Annotated in this window: 14 protein-coding genes; 6 read left to right on the plus strand and 8 right to left on the minus strand. The window is 57.2% G+C overall.

Going from position 1 to position 15050, the window contains the following annotated elements; translation table 11 throughout:
* The first annotated feature begins 3 nt into the window (after positions 1-3).
* The 3 genes from ACCW76_RS13770 to ACCW76_RS13780 are packed head-to-tail and all read left to right on the plus strand — an operon-like array spanning position 4 to position 1937.
* Positions 4-825 carry a M55 family metallopeptidase gene (locus ACCW76_RS13770; protein WP_200539090.1) on the plus strand — a complete coding sequence of 274 codons (822 nt, stop codon included), beginning with the start codon at positions 4-6 and terminating at the stop codon, positions 823-825.
* Between the two features lie 25 nt (positions 826-850).
* Positions 851-1087 (plus strand): hypothetical protein, encoded by a 237-nt coding sequence (locus ACCW76_RS13775; protein WP_436338805.1) that lies wholly within the window; start codon positions 851-853, stop codon positions 1085-1087.
* Positions 1088-1100: 13 nt separating this feature from the next.
* Entirely contained in the window at positions 1101-1937 is an 837-nt protein-coding gene (locus ACCW76_RS13780) for a fumarylacetoacetate hydrolase family protein (RefSeq protein WP_436338807.1), read from the plus strand.
* A gap of 411 nt (positions 1938-2348) precedes the next feature.
* On the opposite strand, the gene ACCW76_RS13785 is transcribed toward ACCW76_RS13780, so the two are convergent.
* The 6 genes from ACCW76_RS13785 to ACCW76_RS13810 all read right to left on the minus strand — a co-directional run bounded on the left by ACCW76_RS13785 (position 2349) and on the right by ACCW76_RS13810 (position 9180).
* Positions 2349-3860 carry a serine hydrolase domain-containing protein gene (locus tag ACCW76_RS13785; RefSeq protein ID WP_436338808.1) on the minus strand — a complete coding sequence of 504 codons (1512 nt, stop codon included), beginning with the start codon at positions 3858-3860 and terminating at the stop codon, positions 2349-2351.
* 144 nt (positions 3861-4004) lie between these two features.
* A complete protein-coding gene (locus ACCW76_RS13790; RefSeq protein WP_045814146.1) occupies positions 4005-4745 on the minus strand; it encodes an ABC transporter ATP-binding protein in 741 nt (246 codons plus the stop codon).
* Between the two features lie 105 nt (positions 4746-4850).
* A complete protein-coding gene (locus ACCW76_RS13795; protein WP_045814145.1) occupies positions 4851-5678 on the minus strand; it encodes an ABC transporter ATP-binding protein in 828 nt (275 codons plus the stop codon).
* Positions 5679-6578: an ABC transporter permease gene (locus ACCW76_RS13800; RefSeq protein ID WP_436338809.1), complete on the minus strand. Its 900-nt coding sequence runs from the start codon at positions 6576-6578 to the stop codon at positions 5679-5681.
* Positions 6575-7585, minus strand: coding sequence for an ABC transporter permease (locus ACCW76_RS13805; protein WP_038644180.1), 1011 nt, complete (start codon positions 7583-7585; stop codon positions 6575-6577). The genes ACCW76_RS13800 and ACCW76_RS13805 overlap by 4 nt, the downstream gene beginning before the upstream one ends.
* Positions 7585-9180: an ABC transporter substrate-binding protein gene (locus ACCW76_RS13810; protein WP_436338811.1), complete on the minus strand. Its 1596-nt coding sequence runs from the start codon at positions 9178-9180 to the stop codon at positions 7585-7587. Before ACCW76_RS13810 ends, ACCW76_RS13805 begins: the two co-directional genes overlap by 1 nt.
* Before the next feature lie 199 nt (positions 9181-9379).
* On the opposite strand from ACCW76_RS13810, the gene ACCW76_RS13815 reads away from it, so the two are divergent.
* Together ACCW76_RS13815 and ACCW76_RS13820 are read left to right on the plus strand one after the other, a co-directional pair.
* Positions 9380-10429, plus strand: coding sequence for a dipeptidase (locus ACCW76_RS13815; RefSeq protein WP_436338813.1), 1050 nt, complete (start codon positions 9380-9382; stop codon positions 10427-10429).
* 2 nt (positions 10430-10431) lie between these two features.
* Entirely contained in the window at positions 10432-11346 is a 915-nt protein-coding gene (locus ACCW76_RS13820) for a LysR family transcriptional regulator (RefSeq protein WP_038644186.1), read from the plus strand.
* A 105-nt stretch (positions 11347-11451) separates the two neighbouring features.
* Here ACCW76_RS13820 and ACCW76_RS13825 read toward each other — a convergent pair whose 3' ends face one another.
* Both ACCW76_RS13825 and ACCW76_RS13830 read right to left on the minus strand, forming a co-directional pair.
* Complete coding sequence (locus ACCW76_RS13825; RefSeq protein ID WP_045814140.1) at positions 11452-12804, minus strand: MFS transporter; 1353 nt, start codon at positions 12802-12804, stop codon at positions 11452-11454.
* A 172-nt stretch (positions 12805-12976) separates the two neighbouring features.
* On the minus strand, positions 12977-13879 hold the full coding sequence (locus ACCW76_RS13830; protein ID WP_436338814.1) for an FCD domain-containing protein: 903 nt from the start codon (positions 13877-13879) through the stop codon (positions 12977-12979).
* A gap of 135 nt (positions 13880-14014) precedes the next feature.
* Here ACCW76_RS13830 and ACCW76_RS13835 point away from each other — a divergent pair, with 135 nt between their 5' ends.
* Positions 14015-15043 carry a zinc-binding alcohol dehydrogenase family protein gene (locus ACCW76_RS13835; RefSeq protein WP_436338815.1) on the plus strand — a complete coding sequence of 343 codons (1029 nt, stop codon included), beginning with the start codon at positions 14015-14017 and terminating at the stop codon, positions 15041-15043.
* Positions 15044-15050: the final 7 nt, after the last annotated feature.

The following is a 15050-nucleotide window of genomic DNA, read 5'->3' on the forward strand; positions in this document are numbered from 1 at the left end:
CTTATGAAAATATTCATCTCTGCTGACATTGAAGGTATCGCGGGCGTGATGCGTCCGGAACAGTGCTCACCCGGCCATGCGGAATACCAGCTGGCACGCGGGTTGATGGAACAGGAAGTGAACGCCGCCATCGACGGTGCATTTGCCGGCGGAGCCACCGAAGTGGTGGTGGCCGACAGCCATGCGCAAATGACCAACCTGCGCGCAGAAAACATCGATCCGCGTGCGCGCATGGTGCAGGGCAAGCCGCGTGGCTTGTCGATGGTGGAAGGCATTGAGCAGCAGCCCTTCGATGGCCTGTTCTTTATCGGCTATCACAGCGCGGCGGGCGAGCCAGGCGTGCTGGCGCACACCATTAACGGCCGCGCTTTTTGGCGCATTCATATCAATGGCAAAGTGATGGGCGAAAGCGATATCTACGCTGCCGCCGCCGCCGAACAGGGTACGCCGCTCTGGCTCGTCAGCGGTGACGACCAGCTACAAGGCTGGATCGCCGAACACTATCCGTCGGTGGATTACGTCTGCGTGAAACGCGCGATTTCCCATACCTGCGCCGAGTCCATCAGTCCGCAAGCGGCACAAAACGCCATTCGTGCTGCCGCCACCGCGGCGGTACAGCGTGCGCGCCAGGTCAGCACCACACGTTTGACCGCGCCGTATGAGATGCAGTTGCAGGCCAGTAAACCGGTGCTCGCGGATTTGTTCAGTCTGATTCCCGGCGTGACGCGTATTGATGCCGTAACCGTGGGCTATCGTGCCGATCAAATGGGCACCTTGATCAGCCTGCTGAGTGCGTTCTCCTATCTGGCCAGCACCCAGTCATGATGCAGCCAGCATCGAAGGCCGCTGGATGTGTAGCGACGCAATTTATTGCGCATCTGCCAGCAACAATGCCGCCAGCATCGAAGGCCGCTGGATGTGTAGCGGCGCAATTTATTGCACACCTTGCATCAACAATGCCGCTCCAGGAGAGTGCGATAAACCACGCCGCAGCGGTGTAGAGCAAGGCATGGTGCAGGCATATTCCTGGCAGGTCGTACCGCATTTCCTGCTGGCTTTTGGTAACCTGCGCGCAATTTATATATAACAACGAGGCAGTCATGCAGCTCTGCAGTTTTTATCTTATTGACCAGGAAAGAAAAAGTTACGGAATCGTGCGGGAAGAGGGCATTGTTGACGTCGGTTCGCGCCTCGGCGCGGAGTGCCCGGACCTGAAATCTTTGTTACAACGCGGCGCGGTCAGCGACCTGGAAGCCTTTCGCTCACTGCCTGCGGATCACCCATACAGCGCTATTCGCTTTCTTCCGGTAGTGGAAAATCCTGGCAAAGTGTTCTGTGTTGGCATGAACTACGCGGACAAGCGTAAAGAGTTTGCCGAGACTATAGAAGCGCCAACGCTGTTTGTGCGTTTTGCCGATTCACTGGCAGGTCATGAGCAGCCGCTGTTAAAACCGGCCACCACGCAGGAGTTCGATTACGAAGGCGAACTGGCAGTGATCATCGGCAAAGATACCTATCAGGTTAAAGCGGCCGATGCGCTGCAACACGTTGCGGGTTACAGCTGCTTTATGGATGCCACGGTGCGTGACATGCAGTTTACCTGGTTTACCGCCGGTAAAAACTGGCAGCAGACCGGTGGCTTTGGCCCGTGGATGACCACCTCAGATGAAATCCCCGATCCGCAGCAGCTGGCGATCAAAACCTGGCTGAATGAGCGTGAAGTGCAGAACGACACCACCGCCAGCATGGTGCATCCGGTGGCAAAAATTATCGAATACATTTCAGCGTTCAGCCCGCTGTCAGCAGGTGATGTGATCATCACCGGTTCACCGGGCGGCGTCGGTAAGAAACGCACGCCACCACTGTTTATGTTCCCCGGTGATGTGATTGAGGTCGAGATCGAGAAGATTGGTCGTCTGCGCCACCACGTTGTTTAAGCCGTGATGCTTGAATGCGCAGATTGCCATTTAAGGCGTAATGATTGTTCATTCCGCGGCAGGGGATAACGCCGTCTGGTGCCGCTCAGGTGCTGGCGGTCCTCGCGCCGCTAAAGCGGTACCTTCACTTCATTCGTCTGCCTGACGGACCGGCGGGGATGGCACATCGTGTGCCGCCCCGCCTTTCGCCCGCGTCCTGCGGACTCTCCTGGCAGACTCATTACGCTCAGCGCTGCGAATTGCCAGCCCCTGAGCGGCACCAGCCTGCTTCGAGGCTTCTGTGTGGGTTGTTAAAAAAGGCACAATAGTTGAGACCAGCGCACCTCTGCTGCTGCAAGGGGTATCCGCAGCGCTGAGGCTTTTACGAATGTGCGCTTCATTGACTCGCTTCACGTCATCAATGGCGTCCGCTTAGCGCGTAAACCTCACCACGCGGCTGCGATTGAGCAGCAGCCGCAGCGAGTCACCTTCGCGCGCTATCACAAAGCGCTTTTCCCATGGCCCATCCTGTGCAGTGGCGAGCACGCGATCGCCGCCCAGCGATTGCAACGTGGCATGAATGGCCGCTGGGCCAATGCCCATGATCAGCCGATCACCCTCAATCACCATTTCACTGCGCCAGGCATGCGCGAACCAACGGCCCTGAAGCTGTTCAAGGCTGGCACTTTCGGCTTGTAGCGGCACAAAATGGCGCGGCGCATGACCGATTTCACCGACAATGGCTGCACCTTCATGACGCAGTGTGATCGGGAAGGTGCTGGAGAGCGAGACCGCATTACCATGCGGGTCGGCGCGCCACAATGTTTCGCCAGCACCCAGCCAGGTCGCTGTGACCCCTTTGATCTCCAGCCAGTCGGCGGCGTTTTCCGCCACGTATAAGCCCGGCGTCAGATCATGACCTTTCTCCGGCAGCGTGCGATTCAGCAGTGCCGCCATTACACGCAGTGCACTTTCTGACGTCGTCACATCTTCGCGGTTGGCGACAATCGCGACGCCCAGCTTCAACTCCGGATGCAACAGGAAGTAGCTCTTGTAACCCGCATGTGAACCGCCATGACCAAACAGCGTTTGGCTGCCCAGTGTGGAGCTGGTGATGCCTAGCCCGTAGCCGCTGATTCGGCCATCATTGAGGCTGCGCGGTGCGGTCAAACGTTGCAATACCCCTGCGCCGGGACCACTGTCCGCTAATAGGCTTTGCAGCCAGCGCGTCAGATGATTGACGCTGCCGGTGACACTGCCCGAGGCGGAAAGGTGTAATCCGGCGCTGGAGAGCTGCCACTGTTGGCCATTTTGCCAGTAACCCGGCACCAGTCCCGGCACGATATCGAACCAGGTTTCCGGCGCGATCAAACTGATATCCAGCGGCTCGCAGATATATTGCTGCAACAGATCGTTGAACAGTACACCTTTGGCTTTCAGCGCCTCTTCCACCAGGCGGTAACCGGTGTTGGTGTAAGAGATCTCGCTTCCCGGCGGGTAGCTGAGGTCCCCTTTCTGTGCGACAAAATCCAGCAGATCGGCAGCGCTGGTGGCGTTGTACACCGACAATCCCAGCAGCGACAGGGTCTCGCGCACATCAGGTAGACCACTGCTCATATCCAGCGCCTGGCCGACGGTGATCTGGCCGTTGGCGCCCGTAAGCTGCGGTAGATGCTGCACCAGCTTATCGTCGAGTTGCAGATAACGGCGGCCCGGCCCGGTGACCAGCGCGGCAAACAGATGCTTGGTTATCGAGGCAAAACGCACCACGCTGTCGGCGCTGAAGGGGGTTTGTTGCGCCAGATCGGCCAGACCGGCGCAGTGTGTGGAGTGAATCTGATGAGCATCAAACAGGACTATCGCACCACCCGGTGCGCCGGGCTGCTGCCAGCCTTGTGTTATCTGCTGTGCTACTTCGGCGGCCTGTTGCCAGTTCGCGGTCATACTGGTTCCTCCCGCGTCATGCTGAGATCGAAAAGTGGTGCGATATCAGCGGGCTGCTGCCAGTTTGCGGTCATACTGCTTCCTCCAGCGTCATGCTGAGATCGAAAAGTGGGGCGATATCAGCGGCCTGTTGCCAGTTCGCGGTCATGCTGGTTCCTCCAGCGTCATGCTGAGATCAAACAGTTGAGCGGTATGCGGATGCTGGATGCGCCGCGCGCGCAAATCCTCCGCGCTCAACTGCTCCACCATCTCACCGTGCTGCATCACCCCAATGCGCTGGCACAGATGGGTCACCACCGCGAGGTTATGCGTCACCATAATGTAGGTGAGTTTGCGTTCGCTGCGTAGATCGCTGAGTAAATTCAGGATTTCGGCCTGCACTGACACATCCAGCGCCGAAGTGGGCTCATCCAGCAGCAGCACTTCCGGTTCGGCAATCAATGCGCGGGCAATTGCCACGCGCTGACGCTGACCGCCGGAAAGCTGATGCGGATAGCGGAAACGAACCGCAGCAGGTAAGCCAACTTCACTCAGCGCCTGGCTGATGCGCTGTTCGGCGCGATCCAGCTGATGCACCAGCAACGGCTCATGCAAAATGCGGTCGATAGTTTGACGCGGGTGCAGCGAACCAAAGGGGTCTTGAAACACCATCTGCACCTGGCGATAGAAAGCACGGCTGCGTTTGGCGCCCAGCTCCATGCCACCAAATTTCATGCTGCCTTGCCAGTCGGCATTGAGCCCGGCAAGGGCGCGCAGGATGGTGGATTTGCCCGAACCACTCTCGCCGACCATGCCAAAGCTTTCGCCGTTGGCGACGGCGAAGCTCACACCTTTCACTACCTGATGCGCACCAAAGGCGATGCGCAGGTTATCTATTTCAATCATGAAGCTGCCTGTAAATTCTGTGCGTTCGTTGAACGGTACGCATCCCTACGCATCCTGCGGGCGTAAAGCGGGCATGGGGATAAAACCGCGTAGATGGGCAAGACGTTATTCCCGCCACGCCGCATCGCGCTGCAATACCGGTAAACGCTCGCGCGGATGTTTTAATGAGGGTAAACAGGCCAGCAATCCACGGGTATACGGGTGTTGCGCCTGCTGCAGTTGTCCCGCCTCCAGCAGTTCGACAATGCGTCCGGCGTACATCACCGCCACGCGATCGCAAAAGTGCGACACCAAAGGCAGATCGTGACTGATCAGGATCAACCCCATGCCGCGTGCTGAAACCAGATCGTCAATCAGCTTCAGGATCTCTGCCTGTACCGTGGCATCCAGCGCGCTGGTAGGCTCATCGGCGATCAGCAGTTCTGGATCCGGTGCCAGCATCATGGCAATCATCACGCGCTGGCCCATCCCGCCGGAAACTTCATGCGGATAGCGCTTCGCCACCGCGGCGGCATCACGAATTTTCACCTGCTCCAGCAGATCAATCGCCGCCAGCATCGCCGCTTTGCGGCTGCCGCCTTTGTGCTCGCGCCAGGCTTCCGCAATCTGCTGCCCAATGGTCATCACCGGATTGAGCGAATATTTCGGGTCTTGCAGGATGAATCCCACCCGTTTGCCGCGAATCTGGCGCAGTACTTTTTCGCTGGCGCCGCGCAGATCGATACCGTCAAAACGCAATACGTCGGCGGTGACTTCCGCATTACCCGGCAGCAACTGCATCAGGCAGCGTGCGGTCAGGGATTTACCGGAACCGCTCTCACCCACGATAGCGAACTTCTCGCGGCCCACGCTAAAACTGACGCCGCGCACCGCTTCAAAGGTTTCTGTGCGACTGCGAAAGGCAATGCGCAGGTTTTCAATTTCCACCAGCATTTAGCGCTCCTTAGGGTCCAGCACGTCACGCAGACCGTCGCCGAGAAAGTTAAACGCCAGTGAGGTCAGGAAGATGGCGATGCATGGCATCAATGGCACCCACCATTCGCTAAACAGGAAGCGGCGCGCGGTCGCAATCATGGTGCCCCATTCAGGCGACGGCGGTTGCGCGCCCATCCCCAGAAAACCGAGGCTGGCGGCGGTGATGATGATGGAACTCATATCGAGCGTGACACGCACAATCAGGCTCGGCACGCACAGTGGCATGATGTGGCGCAGGATAATGCGCAACGGCGAGGCACCGGTGAGTCGGCTGGCGGCGATAAAATCGCTGTGGCGGAACTGCATCGTCTCGGCACGTGCCAGACGCGCATACGGCGGCCAGGCGGTTAAGGCAATCGCCAGAATCGCGCTCTCCACGCCGGGCTTTAGCGCAGCCACAAACGCCAGCGCCAGAATCAAACGCGGAAAAGCGAGGAAGATGTCGGTAATACGCATCAGCGTCTTATCCACAATGCCACCCGCGTAGCCCGCGATACAGCCAATCAGCAGGCCGAGCGGGGCGGTGAGCAGCACCACGGCGATCACCATGCCGAGCGTGGTACGTCCGCCATAGATAATGCGCGTCCAGACATCGCGGCCGAGTTCATCCGTGCCGAGCCAGTGCGCCGCTGAAGGCAGCGCCAGACGATTTTCCAGATGCTGTGTGCCAGGGTCAAAGGGCGTCAGCCACGGGGCGAACAGCGCCAGCAATAGCATAACGGCAATGACCGCCAATCCGGCCATCGCCAGCGGGTTGCTGCGCAGGCTGAGCCACAAGCGATAGCGTCGGCCCCACACCGCCTGACGGCGATTGGCTGGCGTATCGTCCAGCAGCCAGTCACGAGAGAAGAAGATCATTTTACGCGTGGGTCCCAAAGTCGATAGAGAAGGTCAGCCAGCAGATTCAGCAACACATACACGGTGCCGACCAGCAGCGTGGCACCGACCACCGGATTCATGTCGGCGTTCATCAGCGAGGTGGTGAGATACTGTCCGAGGCCGGGCCAGGAGAAGACGTTTTCGGTGACGACCGCGCCCTCCAGCAAGCCGGCGTAGGTCAGCGCCAGCACGGTGACCAGCTGCACCGCCACGGTAGGGAAGGCATGCCGCCAGATCACCCGGCGCGATGACAGCCCTTTAGCACGCGCGGTGATCACGAACTCGCCGCTCAAGGCATTGAGCATAAAGGTGCGCGTCATACGCGTGATGTAGGCCATGCTGAAGTAGGCGAGGATCAATACCGGCTGCGCCATGTGTGCCAGCGCATCCCAGAAGGCATCGGTTTCACCCGCGAGCAGCGAGTCGATGGTGAGAAAGCCAGTGACCTGCGGCACCATATCCTGCCAGATGATGTCCTGCCTACCGGGCCCCGGCGCAATGCCGAGTACCGCGTAGAACACCAGCAGGCTCAGCAGTGCCAGCACAAATACCGGCAGTGAATGCCCCGCCAGGCACACCACGCGGATGGTCTGATCGACCCAGGTGCTTTGTCGCACTGCCGCCCAGACTCCCAGCGGAATACCGACCAGCGCAGCGATAATAATCGCCGCTGTCGCCAGTTCCATGGTAGCCGGGAAGAAGCGCGCAATATCGGTGGTTACCGGATTCGAGGTGAGAATCGATTTACCCAGATCGCCATGGAGTAATTGGTTGAGATAGTGGCCGAACTGGATGTAGAGGGGCTGATCCAGCCCCATCTCAATGCGCACGCGATCCACCACGGATTGCGGTGCGTTATCACCCACCGCCGCCAGCACCGGATCGGTGGGCATCACTCGACCAATAAAGAAGGTCAGCACCGACAGACCAAACAGCGTCAGCACCAGGCTTCCCAGGGTGCTGACGATTTTCTTCAGTAAAGGCATCAGGCTTTTTTCACCTGATCGTATGGCCATTGCTCCAGCACCGTCATGTGCACATCCGAGATGTTTTTGCCGCAGGCGACATTCTTGGTCTTCTGCATCATGTAGATGAACGGGCTTTTCTCGCGGCCCAACTGCTGAATCTGCTGATAAAGTGCAATACGCTTCGCCGGATCGGGTTCGTGCAGCGCCTGCTCGGTGAGTTTATTGAACTCTTCATCTGACCAGCTGCAGCGCCATGCCAGCGTGCGGCTGCGGGCATTTTCGCTGTTGTCGGTATTCACACAGAAGGCTTCGGTGTTGGAGTTAGGATCGAAATAGTCCGCGCCCCACACGGTCAGCGCCAGTTGATGCTGGCGCGCACGCATCTTGGTCAACACCTGGCGGTTCTCGGCGGCAATCAACGACACCTTGATGCCAATGGCGCCCAGTTGGGTCTGGATCGCCTGAGCGATATCGGGATACGGCTGCATTGAGTAGTGGTCGAGGGTGATCTCGAATCCATTGGGATAACCCGCTTCCGCCAGCAGCGACTTAGCTTTCGCCACGTCTTTGTGGAAGGGCGTATCGTCCAATGCCGCCGGGAAGCCGCTTGGCAGGAAGCTTTGATGGGTAATAAAGCTCATCGACAGAATGTTCTTCTGGATGCTGTCGTAGTCCAGCGCCCACTTCAGGGCTTGCCACACCTGCGGCTTTTTCAGGTATTCATTATTGGTGTTGCATGACATCAGCATGATGGCTGACAGCGACTGATTGACCAGCGAGACGTTGCTGTCGTTCTTCACCTGCAACAGCTGCTCGGTGGTGAGATCGTAGGCGGCATCGACATCCCCTTTCTTCACCATCAACGCCTGAGCTGCCGGGTCAGTGATGTGCTTCAGGATCACGCGCTTAATCTTGCTCTGCGCAGCATATTGCGGGTTCAGTTCCAGAATCACCGTTTCGCTGGCTTTCCAGGTGCGCAGGGTGAAGGTGCCCGAGCCGGCGCTGTGCTGTTTCAGCCACGCATTACCGAAGTCGTTGTTCTGCTGGTTGGCTTCACAGGTTTTCTTCGACACGATGCTGCCGACGGTGGCGGAGAGGCAATACAGCAGGAAGGTTTCGGCTGCTGGCGCACCCAGTTTCATCTCCACGGTATGCGCATCTTTCGCGGTGACCAACTGCGTCACATTGTCTTTGGTGAAGCCAAACTGGTTGATGATAAAGGCCGGGCTTTTATCCAGTTTGACGATACGTTCAATCGAATAGGCGACATCTTCTGCGGTGAGCGCTGTGCCATCGGCGAATTTCGCTGCCGGGTCGAGGTGGAAGGTATAGGTGCTGTTATCACTGCTGACATCCCAGCTTTTTGCCAGCTGGCCGATCACCTTGTCGGCTTTTTGTGGATCGGGCGTGACCAGGCGCTGGTACATGTTGCCGCAGATCTGGCCGCCGGTGGCTTCAAAGCTTTCGTGCGGGTCGAGGCTGGTGATGTTGTCCAGCTGCATCGCCATCACGAACATACTCGGTGGCGTATCAGCGAAGGCGGTATTGAGACTCAGATAGGAAAAAGCAGGGACGGCGGCGCATCCTGCGAGAAAACGTCTTCTGGTTACCATGACAACTCCAAGTTATTGATTATTAAAATTAAATTTAATTATTTTGCTGTTTTTTGTCTTGACTTTCCCGCAGTGCGGGAGGATTAATAATGGGATTAAGCCATTTGTTTCATGCGTAAAGACTTGCCTCTTTTTGGTGCAATTTGCCCCGCCAGCTGGCAGCGCTTGCGCTTTCTCCCGAATATGGAACCGATAAAACATGTCTGACATCTTCAACATTCCGGTCTTTGACGGTCACAACGATGTGCTCAATAAACTCTGGCAGCACCATCAGCCTGACGCAGTGCGGGCCTTCATGCAGGGCACCGGACGCGGTCAGATGGATCTTCCCCGTATCCGCCAGGGAAATATGGTAGGTGGGATATTTGCCACCTGGGTGCCATCTCACCCTCTGATTGCAAGAAGTGCGCCAGACCTCTCAGATTTTCCTCAGGAAATTATTGGCGCTGCGCGCGATGCCACTTTTTCGATGCTGGCGCTGCTGCTGCGAATTGAGCAGGCCTCTGAAGGACAAGTGAAGATTTGCCGCAGCGTGCGCGATATTCGCGAATGCATGGCAAAGGGCGTGCTGGCGGTGGTGATGCACGTGGAAGGGGCGGAAGCGCTGGATACCGATGGCGAGCTGCTTGATATTCTTTATGCCAGCGGCCTGCGTACCCTGGGGCCGTTGTGGAGCCGACCCAATCAGTTTGGCGAGGGCGTGCCGTTCCTCTATCCGTCTTCACCCGATGTCGGTAACGGTTTAACCGCAGCGGGTAAGCAGCTGGTGCGTGACTGTAATCAGCGCCGCATCATGGTTGACCTGTCGCATATGGATGAGAAGGGCTTCTGGCACACGGCGGAGATCAGCGATGCACCGCTGGTGGCGAGTCACTCCAACGCCCATGTGATCAGCGCCCAGTCGCGTAACCTCACCGATCGCCAGCTGGCGGCGATCAAAGAAACCCACGGCTTTGTTGGCGTGAACTTCGCCGTACCTTTCCTGCGTGAAGATGGCGATCGTCATGCACCCACCACCGTGGATGCCATCGTGCAGCATGTGGAGTATCTGCTGGAAAAAGTGGGTGAAGATGGCGTGGGCTTTGGTTCCGATCTGGATGGCGCCACCATGCCGGGTGACATGAAAGATGTGGCCGGTTTTCCGCTGGTGGTGAATGCGCTGGCGGCACGCGGCTATTCACGCGAACTGCTGGAAAAAATTTGCCACGGCAACTGGCTGCGCGTGCTCGAAGCGACCTGGGGCGAGTAATTATGCGATTACGACACATTGAAGTCTTTCAGGCGATTGTGCAGACCGGCAGCATCAGTGCGGCGGCGCGATTGCTCAATGTGTCGCAGCCAAATGTCAGTCGCGTCTTGACGCACGCCGAGCAGCAGCTGGGTTTTGCCCTGTTTGAACGGCGTGCGCAGGGCATGGTGGTCACCGCAGAAGGTCGGCGTTTACTGCCCGAAGTGGAAGATCTCTATCAGCGTTTACACTCCATCACCCAACTTACCGAGCAGTTGCGGCGCGGCGAGGGGCAAACGGTGCGTGTGGGTGCTGCACACGCTTTTGGACAGATGGTATTAGCACCCGCACTGGTCAACTGGCGACAGCAGGCTGCATCGGTGAGTGTGGAGTTAGTGACCGAACACTTCAGCACGCTGTGTCAGATGATCATGGATAACCAGCTCGATTTCGCGCTGGTGTTTGGTCAGCAGGTGGATGCCGATCTGCTGGCGGAACCGCTGTTTCAATCCTCAATGGTGGCACTGTTGCCGCAGCATCACACCCATAACGAACCCGCCACGCTGGAGTGGTTGTGTGCCAATAACCTGTTGATGATGCAGAACCAGGATCCACTTGGGCGCGTGCTGCACCGTGCGTTGCGTGACAAAGGGCTGGACCCGGCGGTGTCGTTGTCGATCAAAACCTATTCGGTGATTGCTGATATGGTGCTGGCAGGCGGCGGTGTGGGCGTGGTGGATCTGTTTACCGCCTGCCGCTATGCAGACCAGCTAAAACTGCTGCCGGTGGCACAACCGCTGCCGTTTGAAGTGATGTTGATCAGCCGCCGCGATCAGCCGCAATCGCAGTCAACGTTGCAGCTGAAACAGGTGATTCGCAATAAGCTGTGGGAGATTGCGCGACAGTGTGAAACGCGGTTTTTTACCCGGTCGCCATGAATACCGTAATGCTTGCCACTTAAGCGCGTTTGGGTCGCCATTAATGGCGACCCTACAATGGCTTGGTGCGGTTTTCGTAGGGTGCGCATTAATGCGCACCGGGAATCAAACCCCATCCGTAATCGGTTTACGCACCAGCACCAAATACGCCAGTGCACCCACTACGGCCACGCCTGCACAAATCATCAGCGCCAGGCTAAATGACTTGGTGGTGTCCAGCACCCAACCGGTGATCACCGGCGCGAACGAAGCAAACACAAAACTGGCGAAGTTCTGGATGCTGCCCACGGAAGCCGTCATACGTGCGGTGACGTTCGCGTGAATCAAGCCCCAGCAAGATGTCCCAGCAAAGTGAATGCAGAACAATGCCATGCCAATCAGCGTCACTGCACTGGTGGTGTCTGTTGCACGGGTGACGAAGGTGGTGAAGGCCGCAGACAGCAGCATGCCGCTGACAATCGATACCTTACGCACTTTCACCGCATCCATTCCACGACGCACCAACGCATCCACCACATAGCCGTTCAGCAACATACCCGCTGCGCCAAACAGGAATGGAATCGCCGCCAGCAAGCCGGTGCTTTTCAGATCCAGATGATAGGTCGATTGCAGATAACCCGGCAGCCAGGCGATGTAGAGCCACGCGGTGTAGTTGATGCCGCTGAAGCCAATCATCATGCCCCACATGGTGCGCTGCTTGAACAAACCGCGCCACTCGGCAAAGCTCAGCGGCTCTTTGCGTGATGCCACGCTGCCGGCTTGCAGATAGTGAATCTCTTCACCGCTCAGCTTACTGTTATCGCGGTTGCGATACATCAGATACCAGCCAATGGCGAGGAACATCCCGAGCACGCCGATGGTGACGAACATGCCGCGCCAGCCCATCACCAGCATCATCGCCGCCAGAATCGGTGGCGCAATCGACAGACCAATCATCGATGCCGCGTTAAACATGCCCATCGGCATGCCGCGATCTTTGATGTTGAACCAGTCGTTGATCACCTTAACGCCGCACGGGTTCATCGGCGCTTCACCGATGCCCAATCCGATGCGTACCAGCACAAACTGGGTGAAGTTATGCACCAGACCGGCAGCAGCCTGGAACAGTGACCAGACAAACATCCCCAGCGCCAGCATGATGCGCGGCCCTTTACGGTCCAGCAGCGCGCCGCAAGGCAACTGTGCCAGGCCGTAGGCCAGCGAGAATGCCGACAGCAGCACACCAATTTCGGTGGCGGATAAACCCAGTTCTCCACGAATGGTCATGTTGGCCACTGACAGCGAGCTACGATCGAGATAGTTGATGATGGCAGCAAACAGCAGCAGCAACATGGCGGTCAGCTGAATCTTCTTAATGCGCGGTGAGCGCACCACATCGCCGCGTGCCGGGACAAAGTCTTGTCCATCGGCGACGGATGTTGGCGCAGCGTCACGGCCACGTGCAGATGTATTTTCCATTGCAACCTCCCAGGTCTGGGGTCTTATCGTTATCGAGGGTTGGGGTCCTGCGGCAGCGAAACGGTGCTGCCACAACGGATTGCTTTGGAGACTAGAAGTAAACCGGTTGGGATGTTGCGAGGATGTTTCAGATTCGTGCGGGCGCTTCAGAATTGTGGTTTTTAATCGGTTTTTAATTGTACTGACGAATGCAGCGGATCATCGATGACTTCGCCGTACCAAGATGGTTATGTAACGCGCACAAAGCTTCGACATCCCGGCGGCTGATTAGCGCGGTCAGAATAGCCATATGTTCCTCCAGTGCCACGATGTTACGCTGTTTTAAATCTGTCTCATCCCATTGATAATGCGAATGAAAAATCACGGAGATGATCTCCAGTGACTGATTGAAGAACGGATTATTAGCCGCTGACAGAATCAGCGTATGCATCTCTTTATCCAACGCGGCAAAGTGGCGGTAGTTACTGGCGATGGTGTCACGCATGGCACGGTGGCGATCTAACAGGTCGCGCGCCTGAATCCAGCGCTCATCACTGGAGGGTAGGTTGAGAAAGCGGGTAAGTGCATGTGTTTCCAGCATTTCACGCAGTTCGAACAGGTTCTCAGCGTATAGCTGATCAAACTTTTTCATGCGCCAATGGCCGCGCTTTACCGGTTCCAGCAGATCGTAACGCATAAACCGCAGCAGAAACTCGCGCACCACCACAGGACTGGTTTTCACCTGTTGCGCCAGCTGCAACTCGCTAAAGCTGTCGCCGGGCATGAGTTGGCGTTGATTGATCAGATTAAAAAACGTCTGTTCAAACTGTCGCGCTTGCTGGTCAATCGGAGGCGCTAATGCACTAAAGCCATCCTCTTCGCTGGGATCGCGCACGATAACGTAGGTTTCCTCAACCTTATCCAGCACGCCGCGCTCATGCAGATGCTGCAAGGTATGGCGCACGGTGGTACGGCTGATATTGAACATTTCAGCCAGCGCAGCCTGCGGTGGCAGCGGAGAACGGATGTGGCGTTTGGCGATGCCTTCCAGCATTTGATTGATCACGTTCTGGCGTAAATTCAGGCTTCGGCTCATGCGGTTCTCCGGTTTTTTATTTATTAAAAACCACACAAAGCCCAAAAAAATTGGCCTGCCTCACAGTTCGGGATGTGCAAAAAGCGGATATCAGCGATTTTCGCCATAACTGCGACATCAGCATAGGAGAATCCCATGACAACAATGAAAACTCTGGTGGTTGCCGAACCACGCAAAATGGTGTGGCAGCAGCGAGAGAAACCGACAGCGGCCGCCCAGGAGGTTGTGATTAAACCGATCGCCGCCGGGATTTGCGGCACCGACATTCATGCCTGGGCGGGTAACCAGCCGTTCTTTAGCTATCCACGCGTGCTGGGCCATGAGCTGTGTGGCGAAGTGGTGGAACTGGGCAGTCGGGTAACGGATTTCCAGGTTGGCCAGCGCGTGGCGCTCATTCCTTATGTTTCATGCCAGCAGTGCGATGCGTGCCTGAGTGGGAAGACCAACTGCTGCGAAAATATATCGGTGATTGGCGTACATCAGGATGGAGGCTTCTGCGAGTTCCTCAGCGTACCCGCCAGCAACCTGTTAGCTGTTGATGATGTAGAGCCGGAAGCGGCGGCACTGATCGAGCCTTTTGCCATCAGCGCGCATGCGGTGCGTCGGGCGGCGGTGGCAGCGGATGAGCAGGTGTTGGTGGTCGGTGCTGGGCCAATTGGTCTGGGTGTCGCGGCAATAGCGGCTGCGGCGGGTGCCCAGGTGGTGGTGGCCGATACCAGCGAACCGCGACGCGCGCATGTCACAGACAAACTGGGGCTCGCGACCCTCAACCCGATGGCTGAGGATTTCGAAGCCACGTTGCGTGCGGAGTTTGGTGGGCGTCTGGCGGCGAAAGTGATTGATGCCACCGGCAGCCCAGCGGCGATGAACGGTGCGGTGAAGCTGATTCGTCATGGCGGCACCATTGTGTTTGTCGGCCTGCATAAAGGCGATTTGGTGATTCCTGACATTGAGTTCCACAAACGTGAAACAACGTTGATGGGCAGCCGCAATGCCACTCACGAAGATTTCGCGAAAGTCGGTGAACTGATGGCGAGTGGGCAGCTACGTGCCGACATCATGCTGAATCGGCATTATGATTTTTCTACTTTGGCGGAGGCCTTTGAGTCAGAGGTGATTAACAATCGTGAGCTGATCAAAGGTGTGATTCATTTTGCGAGGTAGTCGGTGC

Origin of the sequence: Pantoea sp. C8B4 (assembly GCF_051336905.1) — a bacterium.
Lineage (GTDB): Bacteria > Pseudomonadota > Gammaproteobacteria > Enterobacterales > Enterobacteriaceae > Pantoea > Pantoea rwandensis_B.

Excerpts from the sequence above, each read along its gene's own strand:
- ACCW76_RS13795 (WP_045814145.1), bottom strand. The coding sequence starts at position 5,678 with ATGCTGGTGGAAATTGAAAACCTGCGCATTGCCTTTCGCAGTCGCACA.
- ACCW76_RS13785 (WP_436338808.1), bottom strand. The coding sequence starts at position 3,860 with ATGACCGCGAACTGGCAACAGGCCGCCGAAGTAGCACAGCAGATAACA.
- ACCW76_RS13820 (WP_038644186.1), top strand. The coding sequence starts at position 10,432 with ATGCGATTACGACACATTGAAGTCTTTCAGGCGATTGTGCAGACCGGC.
- ACCW76_RS13805 (WP_038644180.1), bottom strand. The coding sequence starts at position 7,585 with ATGCCTTTACTGAAGAAAATCGTCAGCACCCTGGGAAGCCTGGTGCTG.
- ACCW76_RS13815 (WP_436338813.1), top strand. The coding sequence starts at position 9,380 with ATGTCTGACATCTTCAACATTCCGGTCTTTGACGGTCACAACGATGTG.
- ACCW76_RS13830 (WP_436338814.1), bottom strand. The coding sequence starts at position 13,879 with ATGAGCCGAAGCCTGAATTTACGCCAGAACGTGATCAATCAAATGCTG.
- ACCW76_RS13810 (WP_436338811.1), bottom strand. The coding sequence starts at position 9,180 with ATGGTAACCAGAAGACGTTTTCTCGCAGGATGCGCCGCCGTCCCTGCT.
- ACCW76_RS13770 (WP_200539090.1), top strand. The coding sequence starts at position 4 with ATGAAAATATTCATCTCTGCTGACATTGAAGGTATCGCGGGCGTGATG.
- ACCW76_RS13790 (WP_045814146.1), bottom strand. The coding sequence starts at position 4,745 with ATGATTGAAATAGATAACCTGCGCATCGCCTTTGGTGCGCATCAGGTA.
- ACCW76_RS13775 (WP_436338805.1), top strand. The coding sequence starts at position 851 with ATGTGTAGCGACGCAATTTATTGCGCATCTGCCAGCAACAATGCCGCC.
- ACCW76_RS13835 (WP_436338815.1), top strand. The coding sequence starts at position 14,015 with ATGACAACAATGAAAACTCTGGTGGTTGCCGAACCACGCAAAATGGTG.
- ACCW76_RS13800 (WP_436338809.1), bottom strand. The coding sequence starts at position 6,578 with ATGATCTTCTTCTCTCGTGACTGGCTGCTGGACGATACGCCAGCCAAT.
- ACCW76_RS13825 (WP_045814140.1), bottom strand. The coding sequence starts at position 12,804 with ATGGAAAATACATCTGCACGTGGCCGTGACGCTGCGCCAACATCCGTC.
- ACCW76_RS13780 (WP_436338807.1), top strand. The coding sequence starts at position 1,101 with ATGCAGCTCTGCAGTTTTTATCTTATTGACCAGGAAAGAAAAAGTTAC.